The sequence below is a fragment of the Rhizobium sp. BK512 genome, assembly GCF_014194915.1.
Taxonomy (GTDB): Bacteria; Pseudomonadota; Alphaproteobacteria; order Rhizobiales; family Rhizobiaceae; genus Rhizobium.
On record NZ_JACIAS010000012.1, the window covers coordinates 124,640 to 140,642 of the forward strand.

The 16,003-nt window shown below is 59.3% G+C and carries 16 protein-coding genes and 2 pseudogenes; 9 read left to right on the forward strand and 9 right to left on the reverse strand.

Annotated elements, in window-relative coordinates:
* Nucleotide 1: 1 nt before the first annotated feature.
* Together FHX06_RS32285 and FHX06_RS32290 are read left to right on the forward strand one after the other, a co-directional pair.
* A pseudogene (locus FHX06_RS32285) lies at nt 2-745 on the forward strand (TIGR04290 family methyltransferase); the annotation flags it as partial.
* Nucleotides 746-885: 140 nt separating this feature from the next.
* On the forward strand, nt 886-1,059 hold the full coding sequence (locus FHX06_RS32290; protein ID WP_183882285.1) for a hypothetical protein: 174 nt from the start codon (nt 886-888) through the stop codon (nt 1,057-1,059).
* Between the two features lie 258 nt (nt 1,060-1,317).
* Here FHX06_RS32290 and FHX06_RS32295 read toward each other — a convergent pair whose 3' ends face one another.
* The 3 genes and pseudogenes from FHX06_RS32295 to FHX06_RS32305 form a co-directional block, all read right to left on the reverse strand.
* Nucleotides 1,318-2,202, reverse strand: a complete 885-nt coding sequence (locus FHX06_RS32295; RefSeq protein ID WP_183882287.1) for an MBL fold metallo-hydrolase — start codon at nt 2,200-2,202, stop codon at nt 1,318-1,320.
* 56 nt (nt 2,203-2,258) lie between these two features.
* Nucleotides 2,259-3,449 carry an NADH-quinone oxidoreductase subunit D gene (locus tag FHX06_RS32300; protein ID WP_183882290.1) on the reverse strand — a complete coding sequence of 397 codons (1,191 nt, stop codon included), beginning with the start codon at nt 3,447-3,449 and terminating at the stop codon, nt 2,259-2,261.
* Between the two features lie 22 nt (nt 3,450-3,471).
* Nucleotides 3,472-4,085, reverse strand: a pseudogene (locus FHX06_RS32305) (NADH-quinone oxidoreductase subunit C).
* A gap of 658 nt (nt 4,086-4,743) precedes the next feature.
* On the opposite strand from FHX06_RS32305, the gene FHX06_RS32310 reads away from it, so the two are divergent.
* Genes FHX06_RS32310 through FHX06_RS32320 form a run of 3 tightly spaced genes read left to right on the forward strand, consistent with a single transcriptional unit; the run spans nt 4,744 to nt 8,865 of the window.
* On the forward strand, nt 4,744-5,403 hold the full coding sequence (locus FHX06_RS32310) for an ABC transporter ATP-binding protein (RefSeq protein ID WP_112543280.1): 660 nt from the start codon (nt 4,744-4,746) through the stop codon (nt 5,401-5,403).
* Nucleotides 5,403-7,802: an ABC transporter permease gene (locus FHX06_RS32315; RefSeq protein WP_183882377.1), complete on the forward strand. Its 2,400-nt coding sequence runs from the start codon at nt 5,403-5,405 to the stop codon at nt 7,800-7,802. Before FHX06_RS32310 ends, FHX06_RS32315 begins: the two co-directional genes overlap by 1 nt.
* Nucleotides 7,792-8,865: a lipocalin-like domain-containing protein gene (locus tag FHX06_RS32320; protein WP_183882292.1), complete on the forward strand. Its 1,074-nt coding sequence runs from the start codon at nt 7,792-7,794 to the stop codon at nt 8,863-8,865. Before FHX06_RS32315 ends, FHX06_RS32320 begins: the two co-directional genes overlap by 11 nt.
* 165 nt (nt 8,866-9,030) lie before the next feature.
* On the opposite strand, the gene FHX06_RS32325 is transcribed toward FHX06_RS32320, so the two are convergent.
* Nucleotides 9,031-9,390 (reverse strand): response regulator, encoded by a 360-nt coding sequence (locus tag FHX06_RS32325; RefSeq protein WP_183882294.1) that lies wholly within the window; start codon nt 9,388-9,390, stop codon nt 9,031-9,033.
* A gap of 247 nt (nt 9,391-9,637) precedes the next feature.
* Between FHX06_RS32325 and FHX06_RS32330 the strand changes: the two genes are divergently transcribed.
* Together FHX06_RS32330 and FHX06_RS32335 are read left to right on the forward strand one after the other, a co-directional pair.
* Nucleotides 9,638-9,829: a CsbD family protein gene (locus FHX06_RS32330; protein ID WP_183882296.1), complete on the forward strand. Its 192-nt coding sequence runs from the start codon at nt 9,638-9,640 to the stop codon at nt 9,827-9,829.
* Between the two features lie 93 nt (nt 9,830-9,922).
* The gene (locus FHX06_RS32335; RefSeq protein WP_113116130.1) at nt 9,923-10,153 is read left to right on the forward strand and encodes a hypothetical protein; all 231 of its coding nucleotides are present in this window, start codon (nt 9,923-9,925) and stop codon (nt 10,151-10,153) included.
* Between the two features lie 311 nt (nt 10,154-10,464).
* Here FHX06_RS32335 and FHX06_RS32340 read toward each other — a convergent pair whose 3' ends face one another.
* Both FHX06_RS32340 and FHX06_RS32345 read right to left on the reverse strand, forming a co-directional pair.
* Nucleotides 10,465-10,707: a hypothetical protein gene (locus FHX06_RS32340; protein ID WP_113116042.1), complete on the reverse strand. Its 243-nt coding sequence runs from the start codon at nt 10,705-10,707 to the stop codon at nt 10,465-10,467.
* A 161-nt stretch (nt 10,708-10,868) separates the two neighbouring features.
* On the reverse strand, nt 10,869-11,099 hold the full coding sequence (locus FHX06_RS32345) for a hypothetical protein (RefSeq protein ID WP_183882298.1): 231 nt from the start codon (nt 11,097-11,099) through the stop codon (nt 10,869-10,871).
* A 101-nt stretch (nt 11,100-11,200) separates the two neighbouring features.
* On the opposite strand from FHX06_RS32345, the gene FHX06_RS32350 reads away from it, so the two are divergent.
* Complete coding sequence (locus FHX06_RS32350; RefSeq protein WP_246715732.1) at nt 11,201-12,331, forward strand: PAS domain-containing protein; 1,131 nt, start codon at nt 11,201-11,203, stop codon at nt 12,329-12,331.
* Between the two features lie 129 nt (nt 12,332-12,460).
* Here FHX06_RS32350 and FHX06_RS32355 read toward each other — a convergent pair whose 3' ends face one another.
* From FHX06_RS32355 to FHX06_RS32365, 3 genes are all read right to left on the reverse strand, one after another.
* Entirely contained in the window at nt 12,461-13,264 is an 804-nt protein-coding gene (locus tag FHX06_RS32355) for a hypothetical protein (RefSeq protein WP_183882300.1), read from the reverse strand.
* Nucleotides 13,265-13,774: 510 nt separating this feature from the next.
* Complete coding sequence (locus FHX06_RS32360; RefSeq protein ID WP_183882302.1) at nt 13,775-14,023, reverse strand: hypothetical protein; 249 nt, start codon at nt 14,021-14,023, stop codon at nt 13,775-13,777.
* A 251-nt stretch (nt 14,024-14,274) separates the two neighbouring features.
* Nucleotides 14,275-14,475, reverse strand: a complete 201-nt coding sequence (locus FHX06_RS32365; RefSeq protein ID WP_183882304.1) for a hypothetical protein — start codon at nt 14,473-14,475, stop codon at nt 14,275-14,277.
* 745 nt (nt 14,476-15,220) lie between these two features.
* On the opposite strand from FHX06_RS32365, the gene FHX06_RS32370 reads away from it, so the two are divergent.
* A complete protein-coding gene (locus FHX06_RS32370) occupies nt 15,221-15,940 on the forward strand; it encodes a hypothetical protein (RefSeq protein WP_183882306.1) in 720 nt (239 codons plus the stop codon).
* The last annotated feature ends 63 nt before the right edge of the window (nt 15,941-16,003 follow it).

Consider the following 16,003-nt stretch of genomic DNA (forward strand, 5'->3'; position numbering starts at 1 on the left):
CATGGAAGATCGCCGGCTGACTGATCAGACGGACTTGAAGGCGAAGATCGCCGAGTTGGGTCCTTGGTTCCACAATCTTGACATCAACGGCGTCAGGACCGCGCCCGACCATTTCCTCGGCGATTACCCGACCTTCAAGTGGCGGCGATTTTGCAATGTCATTCCTGAGGATCTTCAGGGCCGAAGCGTCCTCGATGTTGGCTGCAATGCCGGCTTTTACAGTCTCGAAATGAAACGGCGAAATGCCGGCCGGGTGCTCGGCATTGATGCGGATGCGCGCTATCTGAGACAGGCGCGCTTCGCCGCAGAGCAGGCAGGCCTGGACGTCGACTTCCGGCAGATGTCGGTCTATGAGGTCGGCAAGCTTGCCGAGCGCTTCGACCTCGTCATCTTCATGGGCGTGCTCTACCACCTGCGCCATCCGCTCCTGGCTCTTGACCTGCTCTACGAGCACGCAGTCGGGGACAGCTTGCTCTTTCAATGCCTGCAGCGCGGCGATGAACGCCTGCCGATGCTACAGGAGGACTATCCGTTTGAGGAATGGGCAATCTTTGACCGTCCCGACTATCCCAAGCTCTTCTTCGTGGAGGAGCGCTATGCATCGGATCCGACCAACTGGTTCATTCCCAACAAGGCGGCGGTCGAGGCGATGTTGCGCAGCGCCGGTTTCGTCATCGAAGAAAACCCCGAACGAGAGGTCTACCTCTGCCGCCGAGGCGAACGTCATTACGCAGTCGAGCCTCCCGTATGGGCTGAAGCGACATCCAGCGTCGCGGCCAGCAGAGGCAGCGACGAGGCAATGAAAAGCAACGAAAGCGAAGCCGGTGCCTGGCGCTCGGATGACATCCGCCAATCCGCGGTTACACCCCCCAAGGAGGCTTAACCATGCCCGACCCCTCAGACAAGGATCCTGTGCAGGCACCGGCGACCTCCGCGTCGGGCAAGCGCCGTCGTCTCAATGCCGGGCGTGTCGGGCTGACGATTATCATCACCGTCGCCGTGATTGCCTTTTGCATTTATGCCTTCATTGCAATCTATGGACTGACCAAGGCAGGATAGTGTTGTCTCGCGCGCCGGCGACTTTGCCGTCACGCCGCGCGCCCGACTGCACCCGCACGATCGAGTTTTCACGAGTTGTTCGAAACAACGAGGCACGTAAACCTTCGCGCTCGTTCCCGGGCTCGGGCAGTATGCGATCTTGAGACCACGCAGTGCCGTTTCTATGTCCACTTTGACGCCTGACCTGGTCGACGTTCCGAGCCATGGCAGATCGCCGTTCAGCATCGTTGCCCGACGCAGCCTTGAGGGCCCTCAGCATCAGCGATAGGTGTCATTGCCGCGCTTGCCCGGTTTCGCCGGATCTAGCGCATAGGGTCGGCCCTCGGGGACTGCGATCTCTTTAAACTTATCCGCCAGCTGCTGCAGGCGCGCGCGCATGTTGGCACCGCGCACGGGCTGGCCGTGGCCCGTTATGATGAGCTCTGGTTTGAGCCCGGCGAGTTCAACGACGGAGTACTGCGCCTCGCCCCAGTCGGGCGTCAGGTAGCGCGGTGGCCCGTGCATTTCGGGGCGCTGCGTCATCACCTCATAGACAGATTCCTGCCCGGTGGTGACGATTGCATCGCCGGCGATCAAGCACCTATCCGCCGCGCGCCATAAGGATACATGACCCGGCGCGTGACCGGGCGTATGCAGCCAGGTCCAACCCGGCATGAAGGGGACGCTCCGGTCCTGGGGCAGGGGCTGCAGCCGTTGCTCGACATTGACCGGCGAGCGCGGATAGAGCGGTGACAATAGCGCCATTGCGCCGCCTCCCACCAAGGGATCGGCGGGTGGATAGGATGCCTGGCCGTTAAGGTATGGGAATTCCAGCCAATGAGCGTAGACCGGCACATTCCAGTGTTGCGCAAGCGTTTCCAGCGAGCCGACGTGATCGAAATGGCCGTGGGTCAGGAGGATCGCCGATGGTGGCCTCATGACTCCGAACCTGTGTTCGGCGGCCTCGATGATAGCCTGGCGGGAGGTCGGAAGCCCGGTATCGATCAACACCCAGTCCGCGTCGGTTGCGGGGTCCCCATAAAATATGACGTTGACGATCGACATGCGACGAAAGGCAAGGTCTGGCAGGATTGCGGATATGCCCGATCCGGTCTCAGTGGTCGGGGCAAGATCGCTGTCTTCGAGCGGAAGCTGGACGGTCAAGATCAATTCCTCGTTGCTGTGGCGCCCGTGTCCCTTGTCGGTTCAAGCGCGTGTTGCTAGCGGTCGACTTCCCCGAATACGATGTCGAGCGAACCTAAAACCGCCGATATGTCTGCGAGCTGATGGCCTCTGCACAGGAAGTCCATCGCCTGGAGATGGGTGAAACCGGGCGCGCGGATCTTGCATCGATAGGGCGCGTTGGTTCCATCGGCGATCAGGTAGACGCCGAACTCCCCCTTCGGCGCCTCGACGGCCGCGTACACCTCGCCGGCAGGCACCCTGAAACCCTCTGTATAGAGCTTGAAATGATGAATGAGCGCCTCCATCGAGCGCTTCATTTCCCCGCGCTTTGGCGGCACGATCTTTCCGTCCCTTGATGAGACGGGACCGGTCGCCTGTTGCGACAACAATCGCTCCACGCATTGCGACATGATGCGCACAGATTCCCGCATCTCCTGCATGCGGATCAGGTACCGGTCGTAACAGTCACCATTCTTGCCGATCGGAATATCGAACTCGAGGGCCGAATAACATTCGTAGGGCTGAGCGCGACGTAGGTCCCAGGCCGCGCCCGAGCCTCTTATCAGGACGCCCGTGAAGCCCCAGGCCCAAGCGTCCTGGAGACTGATGACGCCGATATCGACGTTGCGCTGCTTGAAGATGCGGTTGCCGGTCAGCAAATCGTCAATATCGTCAAGCGTAGCCGGGAAGGTCTCGCACCAGCGGCCGATATCTTCAATAAGGTCGACTGGCAGATCCTGATGAACGCCCCCTGGCCTGAAATAGGCCGCGTGCATGCGTGAGCCCGAGGCGCGCTCGTAAAAGACCATCAGCTTTTCACGTTCTTCAAATCCCCAGAGCGGCGGCGTGAGCGCTCCGACATCCATAGCCTGAGTGGTAACATTCAAGAGATGAGACAGAATTCGGCTGATCTCGGCGTAAAGTACCCGGATCAGCTGCCCTCTGATCGGCACATCCAGTTCGAGGAGCCTCTCGACCGCCAGGCAATAGGCATGTTCCTGGATCATGGGCGCGACATAATCGAGCCGATCGAAATAGGGCAGGGCCTGAAGATATGTCTTCTTCTCGATCAATTTTTCCGTGCCGCGATGCAGCAGGCCGATATGCGGATCGACCCGCTCGACGATTTCGCCGTCAAGCTCGAGCACGAGCCGCAGCACACCATGGGCAGCAGGATGTTGCGGCCCGAAGTTGATGTTGAAGTTGCGAATGCTGTGTTCCCTCACGACGATCTCCGTCTGTTCGCCTTCATGCGCTGGTCTTTTCGTCGCCCGGCAACACGTAATCTGTTCCCTCCCAGGGCGAGAGGAAGTCAAAATCCCGGTATTCCTGCTTCAGCTCGACCGGTTCATAGATCACGCGTTTCGCTGCGTCGTCGTAACGGACCTCGACGAAACCGGTAAGCGGGAAATCCTTGCGAAGCGGGTGGCCTTCGAAACCGTAGTCGGTAAGGATCCGGCGCAGGTCGGGATGATCTTTAAACATGATGCCGTACAGGTCCAGGCCTCGCGTTCGTACCAGTCCGCGCACGCAAAGACCGCGCAAGCCGATGGGACCGGCGTGTCCTCGTCGGTTGCAAGCTTGACGCGAAGCCTGAGATTGAGACTGGGTGATAGAAGATGGTAGACGACGTCGAAGCGGGCGGCCCTGGCCGGCCAGTCGACGCCGCAAATGTCGAGGAGGCAGATGAAGCGGCACTGCGGATCGTCCCGCAACGATCCAAGCAACTCGACGACATGATCGGCATCTGTGATCAGGGTCAACTCGTTCAACCGAAACTGTGTTGCGAGGACCGCTTCAGCCCGATTGGCAGAAAGGTGATCAAGCAGGGATGTAAACTGCACTTGCATTGTTTCTTGCATTGGAGCCTCCGGTTGCCGTCCAACAAGCGATGGCAGCACATGTTCCCGGCGGATCAGGATTTCGATGTGGCGATGCGAACCACGCCGATGAGGCGGAGGCGACTTCCAACCAGGCAACACTGGCGGGCTGGGGTTGATCGGAAGGAAATTGACGTGTGCCGGTGAGGGTTGACGGCTTTGAGCGTCACTGTGAACGTTGAGGCATTCGCCAAAACACTATACACGCCCGCTCCCTCTCCTTGTCGTACGAGCACGGTAACGGCGATATGGCATCGCTGTTTTCGTGCTTGCAGCGACGAGGAGGCGGTCACCTCACTGGGTGATGTCGATGAGGCGGATGGAATCCAGCCATGCGGACTTGGCAGAGGCGAAAGATGCGCAGTGGAACAAAGAGGCCTTCGCGCGGTTCGAGCGGACAGAGGAGGGCAACAATGTCCCGAAGCGGACAACGGGCCAACTTGGGGGTCGCATGGCGAGCGACAGCAGGCTGTGGCGCCGATCAGCTGAACTGGCTCGCCTCGCCGATATGCGAACGGCCCGACCTCCACCGGGCTGCCGAAATGACAAATGCGCAAGCACTCCCCGAACCGTAGGTGCTTGCGTTTGCACTCAGAGGCGGTAGGACGCTTGCTGTCTGTCCTCCAATGCAGAGACCAGAATGATCCTAACGCTGAAGGGCGTCACAAAGTCCTACCCGACCGCCGAGGGGCGGGTCGATATCCTCAAGGGGGTCGACCTTGACGTTGCAGCCGGAGAGGCGGTCGCGCTGACCGGCGAGTCTGGCAGCGGCAAGAGCACGCTTCTGCACCTTGCCGGCGGACTCGACCGGCCCGATGCCGGTCTTATCACCATGAACGGCGAAGATATCGGCGTCTTCGGCGATGCTGATAGGGCGAACTACCGTCGAACCGGGGTCGGCCTCGTGTTTCAGCAGTTCAACCTCATTCCGTCGCTCAGCGTATCGGCCAATATCTCCTTTCACGCCAGACTTGCCGGCCGACATGATCGTGCCTGGGAGGAGCAACTCATTTCCGCACTTGGGCTCCAAGACTTCCTGGGGCGTTACCCCGAGCAACTGTCTGGAGGCCAGCAGCAGCGCGTCGCCATCGGCCGGACGCTTGCCGCTAGGCCGCCGCTGATCCTGGCCGACGAACCGACCGGCAATCTCGATGAAGAAACCGGCGATCGTGTTCTCGAGCTGATGCTGGCGCTGGCTCGATCCGCCGGCTCGGCGCTGCTCTTCGTCACGCACTCGACGAGGCTGGCCGATCGCCTTGACCGAAAGGTCGTTCTGCGCGGCGGAAGGATCGTATCGTGATGCTCTGGGGCATCCTGGCGCTTCTGTCGCATTGGCGACGCAGACCGATCCAGTTTCTAACCCTCATCTTGGGAATCGCACTGGCGACCGCGCTCTGGTCGGGCGTTCAGGCAATCAACGCCGAGGCCCGCGCAAGCTATGCCCACGCTGCCGCGATGCTGGAGCAGGATGGTCTGTCGCAGCTCGTTTCGACGAGAGGCGAGGGGATTTCCATTGCCACATATGGCCGACTGCGACAGGCAGGGTGGAACGTCTCGCCGGTCATCGAAGGAATGGCGACGCTCGGCAAGGTGCGCCTGCGGCTTATCGGCATCGATCCCCTGACGATGCCGCAGACCGGCCTGGCGTCCTCGATCGTCGGCAAACCCGATCTGTCCGCATTTTTGTCAGGCGAGCGGCTGGTCGTCTCGCCAGCCACCGCCGAGAAGCTGCGGGGCGAGACCGAAATGATGGTCAAGATCGCAGATCAGGTTCCGGAGGGAGCGGCTTTTCTGGATATCTCGGCAGCCGACACATTGCTTGGTGCGCGAGGCGCCATCAGCCGCCTGGTGATCGCGCCCGATCAAAAAACCGATCTGGCGCCGCTTGGCGCACTCGCTCCCGATCTCAGCATTCGCCAGAGCGAACAGACAGATGTGGCGCGGCTGACCGACAGCTTTCATCTGAACCTGACGGCCTTCGGTTTCCTGTCCTTCACCGTCGGGCTATTTATCGTCTATTCGGCAACGGGCCTGGCTTTCGAACAGCGGCGGGGAACATTTCGCACGCTGCGCTCGCTCGGCATTTCGCTCCGCGCGCTGACCGTCATGCTCGTGCTCGAGCTTGCAGCTTTCGCGTTGGTGTCTGGCCTGATCGGTGTCGTCTTCGGCTACTTCATCGCCTCTGCCCTGATGCCGGGCGTGGCCGCGACACTGCGAGGTCTTTACGGCGCCTCGGTCCCTGGCTCGCTTACGCTGCGCCCGGAATGGTGGCTTGCCGGCATGGCGATCGCGCTGGGAGGCACCGCCATCTCGTCGGCCCAGAGCCTGTGGCGTGTCTGGAGACTTCCCGTCCTGGCTGCCGCCCGGCCGCGAGCCTGGGCGCGCGCTTCCTCGACCGGACAGATGTACCAGGCTGGGGCCGCGGCTATTCTTCTGACCTCGGCGTTCTTTCTTGCATGGACGGGCTCGGGATTGCTAAGCGGATTTGCCGTTCTCGGCTGCCTGCTACTCGCTGCGGCTCTCATCTTTCCCCCGCTTCTGGCCCTTGCGCTCGCTTTCGCGCAGGCACAAGCGCGCGGTGCGCTCAGTGAGTGGTTTTGGGCAGATACGCGCCAGCAACTACCCGGATTGTCGCTTGCCTTGATGGCGCTGCTTCTGGCTCTCTCCGCCAATATCGGCGTCGGCACGATGGTCGCTAGCTTTCGGCTCACCTTCATCGGCTGGCTGGACCAAAGGCTTGCCGCCGAACTCTACGTGACAGCCGGCAACGAGGATGAAGCCAGGCGGCTGCGGGAGTGGCTGGCTTCCCGATCCAAAGCCGTGTTGCCCATCTGGAACGTCGACGGAATGGTTGCGGGCGAGGAGATGCAGATTTTCGGCGTCGCGGACGATCCAACTTACCGTGACCACTGGCCGCTCATCGCCGCGGCCAGTGACACTTGGGATAAGGTTGCAGGCGGACAAGGCGCGATCGTCAATGAACAGATGTGGCGCCGCGGCATGGCGGCGATCGGACAGACCCTTGCCCTGCCCGGCGGATGGCACGTCCCCGTCGTCGGGATCTATTCCGACTACGGCAATCCGAAAGGGCAGGTAATCGTCGGTCTGGATGCTCTGGTCGATCATTATCCGCAGGTGGCGAAACTTCGCTACGGGATCCGCGTTCCACCTGACGCAGCGGTCAATCTGAAGCGCCAGCTCGTCGATGAATTCGGCCTGCCACCAGACGCGATCGTTGACCAGGCAAGCCTCAAGCAGCAGTCGAGAGCAATTTTCGAACAAACGTTCAAGGTGACCGGCGCACTGAACGTCCTGACGCTTGCCGTGGCGGGCTTTGCGATGTTCTCAAGCCTATTGACGCTCTCCGCCATCCGGCTGCCACAGCTGGCGCCGGTATGGGCGCTCGGCTTGCGCCGGCGCGATCTCGCCCGATATGAAATTCTTAGAACGCTGGCGCTTTGGCTGGCGACCTTCGTCGCTGCCATTCCGGTCGGTCTCGCGCTGGCGTGGGTTTTGCTTGCAATCGTTAACGTCCAAGCCTTTGGCTGGCGGCTTCCCATGTCGGTCTTTCCGCTCGACTGGGCCTGGCTCGGCGCCACTGCGCTGCTTGCTGCGCTGGTCTCCGTCCTGGCGCCGGTGCGTCGGCTGGCCGTGACCGATCCGGCCGACCTGTTGAGGATATTTACCAATGAGCGCTAGAAGCTACGCCATCCTTCTTTTCGTATTGGGGGCGGGATGGCCGGCGCCGGCCGCGTGGCCGCAGGGATTTGCAGGTCTTGGATCCGACGCTCGCGGCTTTTCGGTCCCTCAGCCTGGTCATGAGCTAAGCTTTCCAGCCGACCATGGCCCGCATCCGGACTACCGCATAGAGTGGTGGTACGTGACAGCCAATCTGCAGGGCGAGGATGGGAAACAGTACGGCGCGCAATGGACCCTGTTTCGCTCGGCGCTCGCCCCCGTCGAGCGGGAAGGTTTCGCTGACCCGCAAGTCTGGATTGGCCATGCCGCGGTAACCTCGAACACGGGCCAATTCGTTGCCGAAAAAATTGCCCGTGGTGGTGTCGGACAGGCGGGTGTGACGCTCGCACCATTTCGAGCATGGATCGACGATTGGCAGATGAAAGGCACCAAGTCAGCGCCCGACGCCGATTTGCTGAGCACACTTTCGCTGAGCGCGGCCGGAGATGGCTTCAGCTTCAGCTTAGGCCTTAAGACGGACAAGGCGCCGATCCTCCAGGGCGACCACGGATATTCTGTCAAATCTGGCGAAGGTCAGGCAAGCTACTATTACTCACAGCCTTTCTTCGATGTCGATGGCGCCATTATGATTGCGGGCTCCAAGATCAACGTGACGGGCAAAGCCTGGCTGGACAGGGAATGGTCATCGCAGCCGCTTTCCGCCAGCCAGACAGGCTGGGACTGGTTTTCACTGCATCTCGACAGCGGCGAGAAGGTCATGGCCTTCCGTTTGCGCGACGGGAAAGCAGGCTTCATGTCCGCGACGTGGATTTCGCCCGACGGCCGACCTGAACCACTCCCGCCAAGCGCGATCAGATTGGATCCGATACGCCAGGCCTTTGTCCAAGGGCGGCAGGTACCGGTTGCCTGGCGCGTTCGTGTCGCCGAAAAAGGCCTCGATGTCCTGACTGAGCCACTTAACGACCAGGCGTGGATGGCGACGTCCATTCCCTATTGGGAAGGTCCGATCACGGTGAAGGGCTCACGATCGGGCAGAGGGTACCTGGAAATGACAGGCTATTGAGACAAACGAGTAGAACATCCCCGGTCTTGGGTGCAGCCCGGGGATGCCGATATGTAGTGTGGACGCGGCGACCGCTGGAGAGCGGTCAAACCCTTGCTGGAGAGCATGGCTGCCGCGCCAGCAAGAAAACACGCTGAAGGAAGGATTGTTCCGGACGGTGCAGGTTCAATGAGCGGGATCGGCTTGACGCGCAGCCATCGCAAGGCCCGCAAGGATGCTTTCGTCCGTGAAGGGCTTGGCAATGACCGCAACCGATCCGGCCAATCCGTTGCCGACTTCGGTTGGACTTGCGGTTACGAAAACGACCTTCATATGAAATCGATCGATCAAACGGCGAGCAAGCGCGCCGCCGCTCGATCCGTCCGCAAGTCCAAGATCGACCAGCGCCACATCCGCTCTCGGCGCATGTGCAAGCGCCTGTTCGACCGTGGCGACCGGGCCGACCGGACGGTATCCGGCATCGGCCACGATGCGTTCGAGCTCCAGCGCAATGATGGACTCGTCTTCAACTATCAAAACCCGCATGCAACTCCTCCAAGTGAACCCGATGAGATAGAAGGCGCGAGCCGGATGTCGAGGCGCATCACGCTTGCTTGATCGCAACCGAGGTCTGGCAAAAGGGCAAACAATGGGCCGATGGTTCAACCATACCTGCTCCTGGCATGCTTGGGCTCCGTCCACAGCATCGGTTTATCGTGGCGCGATCGCTCAGGAACGATTTGCTGGATTGGCCGTTTGAATCGTGTTGCAGGTTATCAATGGAGATTTCGACATGGGCAGCACAGCTGACAAGGTAGGCGGCAAGGCAAACGAACTGGCCGGCAAGGTCCGCCAGGGCGTGGGCGACGCCATGAACGACAAGGATATGCAGGCCAAAGGCCTGGCGCAGGAAGCAAAAGGCGATGCCCAGCAGGCCAAGGGCAAAGCCAAGGACGCTGTCAAAAACGTCGTTGACCGGGCCTGATCTGGCCGAGCTCGTCGACCAAAAGAACCCGCCGTGCATCGGCGGGTTTATCGTTTTGTAAATCCACCGATCTCATGCCGACATGAGGATGTAATGGAAAATGAATCGAAAGCGCTTGCCGATCAGTATCGGCGTCTTGGCGGCCGCCGCATCGCGGTGATGGACGACAATCTCGCCTCGACACGAGACTGGGATGGCGACCCTTCACAAGCCGCGACTTTCTGGCGCGAGCGTATTGCGTCGCTGCCCGAACGTGACAGACGAGATGTGATCTCGTTCCTTCCTTCACTCAATGACGAAAGTGGCGAGCCGGGGCCGGATTGATCTTAGGGAGTTGAAACGAGTGCTTGAAGGAGTGGTTGCGCCAAGCGGCCTGTGCCATGCGACGCGAGGCTGGCGCCCCATCAACTTATACATAGTGGACGACAGGTTTCACTTTCGCTTGCAACGGAGGGATAGGATCTGGGGGAGGGGCTCTTCGATTATCGCGACATTGCCATAGCGGAGCCCATGGTCATCGGCATGGCGCGCAATTTGGCGTCGCCCCAGGCTGATGTCATTGAAGGCGGCGAGAAATCGTCCCCGGCTTTGTCAGCTACGGCCCCACGCAAAAGGCCGCGCCCCTTATTCATCCCTCAGTCGAAACCGTCCGTCTTGCCCGTGCGGTAGATGATAACAGGATCTCCTTCCTGACCGATGGCTGGAATAACGTCGCGGCGCGCGACGAGGACCCCGGCATAAGCGCGGGCAATTGACTTGGCCTCTTTGATGGCATCAATCTCCGAGCCGTCGCTGACTGTTTCCCAGGCCTGAACGGGGTGACCGTGCTCATTCAAATCGAAGGCGAAGATACTGATTGATTTTAATGTTCCGGGCATGGCAGGCTTATGTCCGCAATCTGCTTAACCCGGGGCTGCTGCGGCTGGAACGATGAGCTTCGGCTTGGCCAACGCGCTTGCCGTCGGCGGGACGCGGTGAGATAGTATCGTCCGCTTGTAATTCTGCGGGCTCGGCAAAACGATCCTTGTCGTCCATGGCGTCACTTTCGGTTCGAGAACTGCGGCGCAGGCATGCGACCATTGGCGTTGGTGCGGCCCGTTTGCGGATCGGCTTGCGTGACGCCCCCATTGCGCTGCCGGCTGTTGCCCATGTTCACGGGCGGCGCGCGCTGATCATCGACATTGGTCTCGGGCAGCTCATCGTCTTGACTGTCCTCGTTCAGGGACTTGGGCGGCAACTTGGCTGAAGCGGGGATGGGGTTGTTCGACATCGTCGGTTCTCCTTTGCAATTAACAACTCGGCTGGCCCGCCTCGGTTCCACTCTCGCCGATGAGAAGCAATCCGGTTTCTCGGATTAGACGGCGTCGCCCGATGCCCATGCCAACCTGCCCCGCCTACCGAAACCATTTTCGAGACGACACGTTTGCTGTTGAAGAAAATCTAGAGGTGAGCGTGTCCGATCCGCATTCGTCCCACATCAGCGGCGACCATTCCGCCGCCCCATCCCATACGGGCTTCACCGATAAGTTGGAGCTGTCGGCATTCGCCTTCCAGCGTACCCGCTTGCCGATGGTGGTGGCAGACGCCAGACAAGACGATTTACCGCTCGTTCTCGTCAATGATGCATTCCTGGAGCTTACGGGCTATGGTTCGGAGGAGGTTCTGGGACGAAATTGTCGGTTCCTCCAGGGGGAAGGAACTGCGCGTGCGGCAGTTGCCGAAATTCGCGATGCGATCATGACAGAGAGGGAAGCCATCGTCGAAATCCTCAACTACAAGAAGGATGGGACACCCTTCTGGAATGAGCTCCACCTGAGCCCGCTTCACGACGAGCAAGGGCAACTGACCTATGTCTTCGCCTCCCAGGTTGACGTCACAAATTATCGGCGCGTGCAGGCTTTTGAAGAAGCCGAACGCCGCCTCCTGCTGGAGATCGATCACCGCACGAAAAACGTTCTGGCCATTGTCGACAGCATCGTCCGGCTATCGAAGGCCGACGATGTAAAGGTCTATTCCACGGCCGTGCAACGACGGATACAAGCGCTTTCGCGCATCCACATGCTTCTCGCCGACAATGGTTGGAAAAGGGTATCGCTCGCCGATATCGTGCACACACAGATCGAAGCCTTCGGCGCGGAAAAGATCGAAGTCCTTGGCCCCGATGTGATGGTGGCAGCAGCATCCGTCCAGCCGCTTGGGCTTGCCATTCACGAATTGGCGGTCAATGCAGCCGTTCATGGATCGCTGGCCCGCGAAAGGGGCGCGCTCCGGGTCAGTTGGAACTGCGTGGGCGAGGGCATTTCGCTGGAGTGGAGGGAAGAAGGACCACCCGTCCCGTCAAAGAGATCGGGTCGAGGCTTTGGCAATATTTTACTTGCCGCCGTCGTCGAAAACCAGCTCGGGGGCAAGATTCGACGGCAGTGGTGTCCAGACGGTCTGCGCCTGACGATTGAACTCCCGTCCTTGGAAAGGATCGCCGGCAGTCTCAGGCGTCTTCCCTGAGCAGCCAGATGACGCCCTGCCTTCGACCGCCACCTTCGTACCGATCACTATCCGGCGGACCTGGCGGTGACAAAACAGCTAAACCCTTATCTTGTTTTCTCAGTGACGATGTCTATCGCCATCGCCTCATCATCGCGAGCTGGCGCTACGAACCGTCGATCGCGGGAGGGCAACGGCGTTCTCTACAATCTGACTGTTGGCCTGGAGCTGCGAGATCCCGAGTTGCACGACCTTGACCATATCGGTCATACGTTGGCCGAAAGCGTCCTGATATTCGCCTAACGTTGGTGTCTCCTGTGCAACGTGAATGAGTGCAGAAATCCGGTTCTCTTTGATTGCTTTGGCGCCGACCGCCCAAACACGGTTGAATAACGTTCTGTCATAACCATTAATTGACATATTGATCCATTGATTTGGCGCCCTCAACGAGAAAAACCCCGCGAGGCGGGGCAAGTCGAGTGCATATGGAAAAGCGAGAAACAGCGCATTGTTTCCCGCGTCGTTAACGCAACCCACCGGTAAAAGTTCCTTAAGACTTGCTCGATTGTCGGTCCCCCTCGACCTATCACTAGCTCTGTAGAACCGTCTAGTTACAGCCGCCGGATAACTCCTTCTCGCGACCGAAAGTAAGAAGCCCACCTCGTTGCGCTTCCGATAGAACAATTCCATCGCTCTGTTCTTTTGAGAGAAAAGCACCCCTGCCATATCGTCCAACCGCGAACAGTGGGCGAAAAGGTGCCCGCCGAAGCGGGCTAGTTTTTTGGGGGAACAACAGGGAGCGGATCGCGCGACGCTGCTGGGACACAGAGCCTGGGTGACTTGCCGCACGATCCAAGCCTTTAACCGGGGAGCAACAAAAATGTTCCAGACGTCTTTCAGGGAGTGGCTGCATCTCTCGCGAAATTCATCAACGAATTCCTCAAGCAAAAACATGATGTCATTTGCCGATGATCATTACGGGATCCCGCGCTATCGGTTAAGCAAATCGAGCAAGTTGAGCTGCATCTCAGGCAGCCTGTACGGGCCGGAGTTGCGAAGATCGGGGCGCCATATATTCGGAAGATCGCAAGTCCACCGACAGCCTGGCAGCTGGCGGCATAGCGAGAAAAGAAAACCCGCCGGGGTTTGCGGCGGGTTTTCAGAAGAGCAGCGTATCAGGGTCAGGCGAACGGCCGCTCTCCAGCTGATGGCTCTTCAGCAGAATGAGATTTATGGAACGAGCAGAGCTTTTCCAGCGCCCTCGGATGAAAAGTTTTGGCTAGGTTAACGCCATGCGCACCGCCTGATGATCGAGGCTCCGGCCTCGCGCACCAGCGACGGTTGGGTGTGGCGTCGACTGGTCCTAAGTTGGAGCCGGCTCCAGATTATCGTTAGCCCGAACCGCGTCGGACAAGTCGCCACCGGGCGTAACCTTTCTGCCCCAGGTACTGGAAAAGCAATGAATCACGAGGGATTTTTCGCCGGGCGCGAGGCGCGCCAGGTCGCAAGCTCCGAACGCTTCTTCCCTTGTGCGAGGTAACTGATGAATTCCTCGATGGAAAGCATGATGTCAACGCCTATGATCAACGCGGGGTTCTCTGAAATAAGCTCAGAAGCAACACGGGCAAGCTGAGCTGCATTCGCCTCGTCTTGGCAGTAGACCTTTGCGATGCCGGCCAGATCTGCGGAAGCGGGAGGCGGAGAGAGATTCATGGATGAGTTATTCGAACAGGCAATTTACGAAAAAGGATCGCGCTGTCGGCACCGACCTTTTTCATCGACTTCTGCAAAGTTGCGATGTTTGAGAAATGAGAAATACGCGAACTGCGGTGAAGGGATGGTGAAGCTGTCACTGTCTGGCAACAGACCATCGGCGCGTGCGCTAGCGCGTCGATGCGGCTGATACTCGAAGTCTCCATCCGCCCTATCATCAACGACGTGCGTGCGCCCTGTGACAGGCGAAATCATTCACGTTGCTGAGCAATTCGTTGAACAAGAGCAAACAATACTTTCTCGAAATCCGGATCATCCAGAAGGGTCGGATCGCTTGCAACTGTTTGTAGCGTACGCTCTGCAAGACGAGCAGCATCAGCCTCTGTCTTCGCGTAGCGCCTCGCATGCCGATGCAATGTCTGGAATGCAGAGGGTAGATGTTCAGTACGCACGAGACACCCTTCCTGTCCGGTCAGCGGGTGCACGTATGAACACTCAGTCATCAGCGCCAACGATAAGTTTGCTGGTGATAACCACATCATATGACCGAGCGCGGCTTATGGAAAGGTCGCTGGAGGTTTGGTATGCTGGCGTACAGTTCACGGCCAGTAGTCAGCATCTTGATCAGCGCATTTCTCGGGACCTAACTCTTGTCCCATCTCGTGCCAATAAACAGGAGCAACCATCTCCCCGTACGTTTCGGGCTCCTTCCCGAACGGGTCGCGACCGGCTCGGCAATGCAGCTTCAAGCGTTCAATGAACCGCTCGCAAAATTCCTCTTCGCTCATGGTGGATAAGCTACTACACACACGAATTCCGTCAATAAATCGTGCGATATCGCACAGAACCCGGTCGTCAAGGAAGGGCACTGGCTGTGCCAACTTTCTTCTTGTTCCTCGTGCGAACTCTATTCCCGCAGATCCTTTCGGATCTTTTACACTTGCTGAAGTTGCTCGTTAGGTCTCAGCTCCTGAACCGACTGGCCTATGATCCTGAGCATAGAACTCTCTACGCGAGTTACAGAAAAATTAACTTTATACGCGTGGAGTGCCGGAACATTTGATATTGCTAATAAGTTGAATTCCCGATTGGCTTTGGCAGTCCCCTCCCTAGGGTAATGAAAAAACGCCAGTCCTGGAGTGCGCGCCCTCCTCATTTTTGTCATCGAGGTTTTTCGGTCAAAGGTAGGAGAATTCCATGCAGAGTTACAGAAGGGCCATGGTTGCCATGGCGCTGGGTTGCGTAGGCGTAATTGCGTCAGAGCCGGCGATGGCTTTAGATATCGGCGGACGGAATGGCGTCAGTGTCGGACGCAATGGAAGTGGTGGTCTGGGCGTTTCGGTCGGCGGAAGTAGCGGCGTAAACGCTGGCGTGGGAGGCCGTTCCACAGGCGGACTCGGTGTCGACGCTTCGGTTGGCGGGGCAAGGGGCGTCAACAGCAACACAACGGTCGGCGGGGGTAGCGGGCTCGGCGTGGGGACCAGAGCCAGCGTCGGTGGCGCCAGCGGGGTCAATGCGAATGTCGGTGCCAGGGTCGGCGGTTCGAACCTTGCTACCGCAAACGCTAATGCCACGGTGGGCGGTGTTGATGGGGTTGCCGCTGACGTGGATGTCAAGGCAGGGGGATCCAGACTTGGAACTGCACGGGCCAGCATCGGCGCCGGCGGGACCACCCTGGCCGACATCCTCTTAGGAGGCGCTTCGGACACTGACGCGGACGGTGCAGGCCGTGTCGGTCAAGCCCCGAATGCCGTCGGTCGATCCATCGGCTCGGTAAATCCGACCGCGGCACGCGCCTTCAACGACATGTCACCGGGTGAACGAGCCAAGGCGAAACTTCGTTGCAAGGACGTCCTGCGTTCGGGCGGCTACGATGCAAGCTTGACTGAGCTCTGCAAGATGGTCGTTTCTATGTGATAGCCATACATTAAGAGGAGAATGCTCAGGAGCATTCTCCTCTTCAACAACAATTCATCCGCT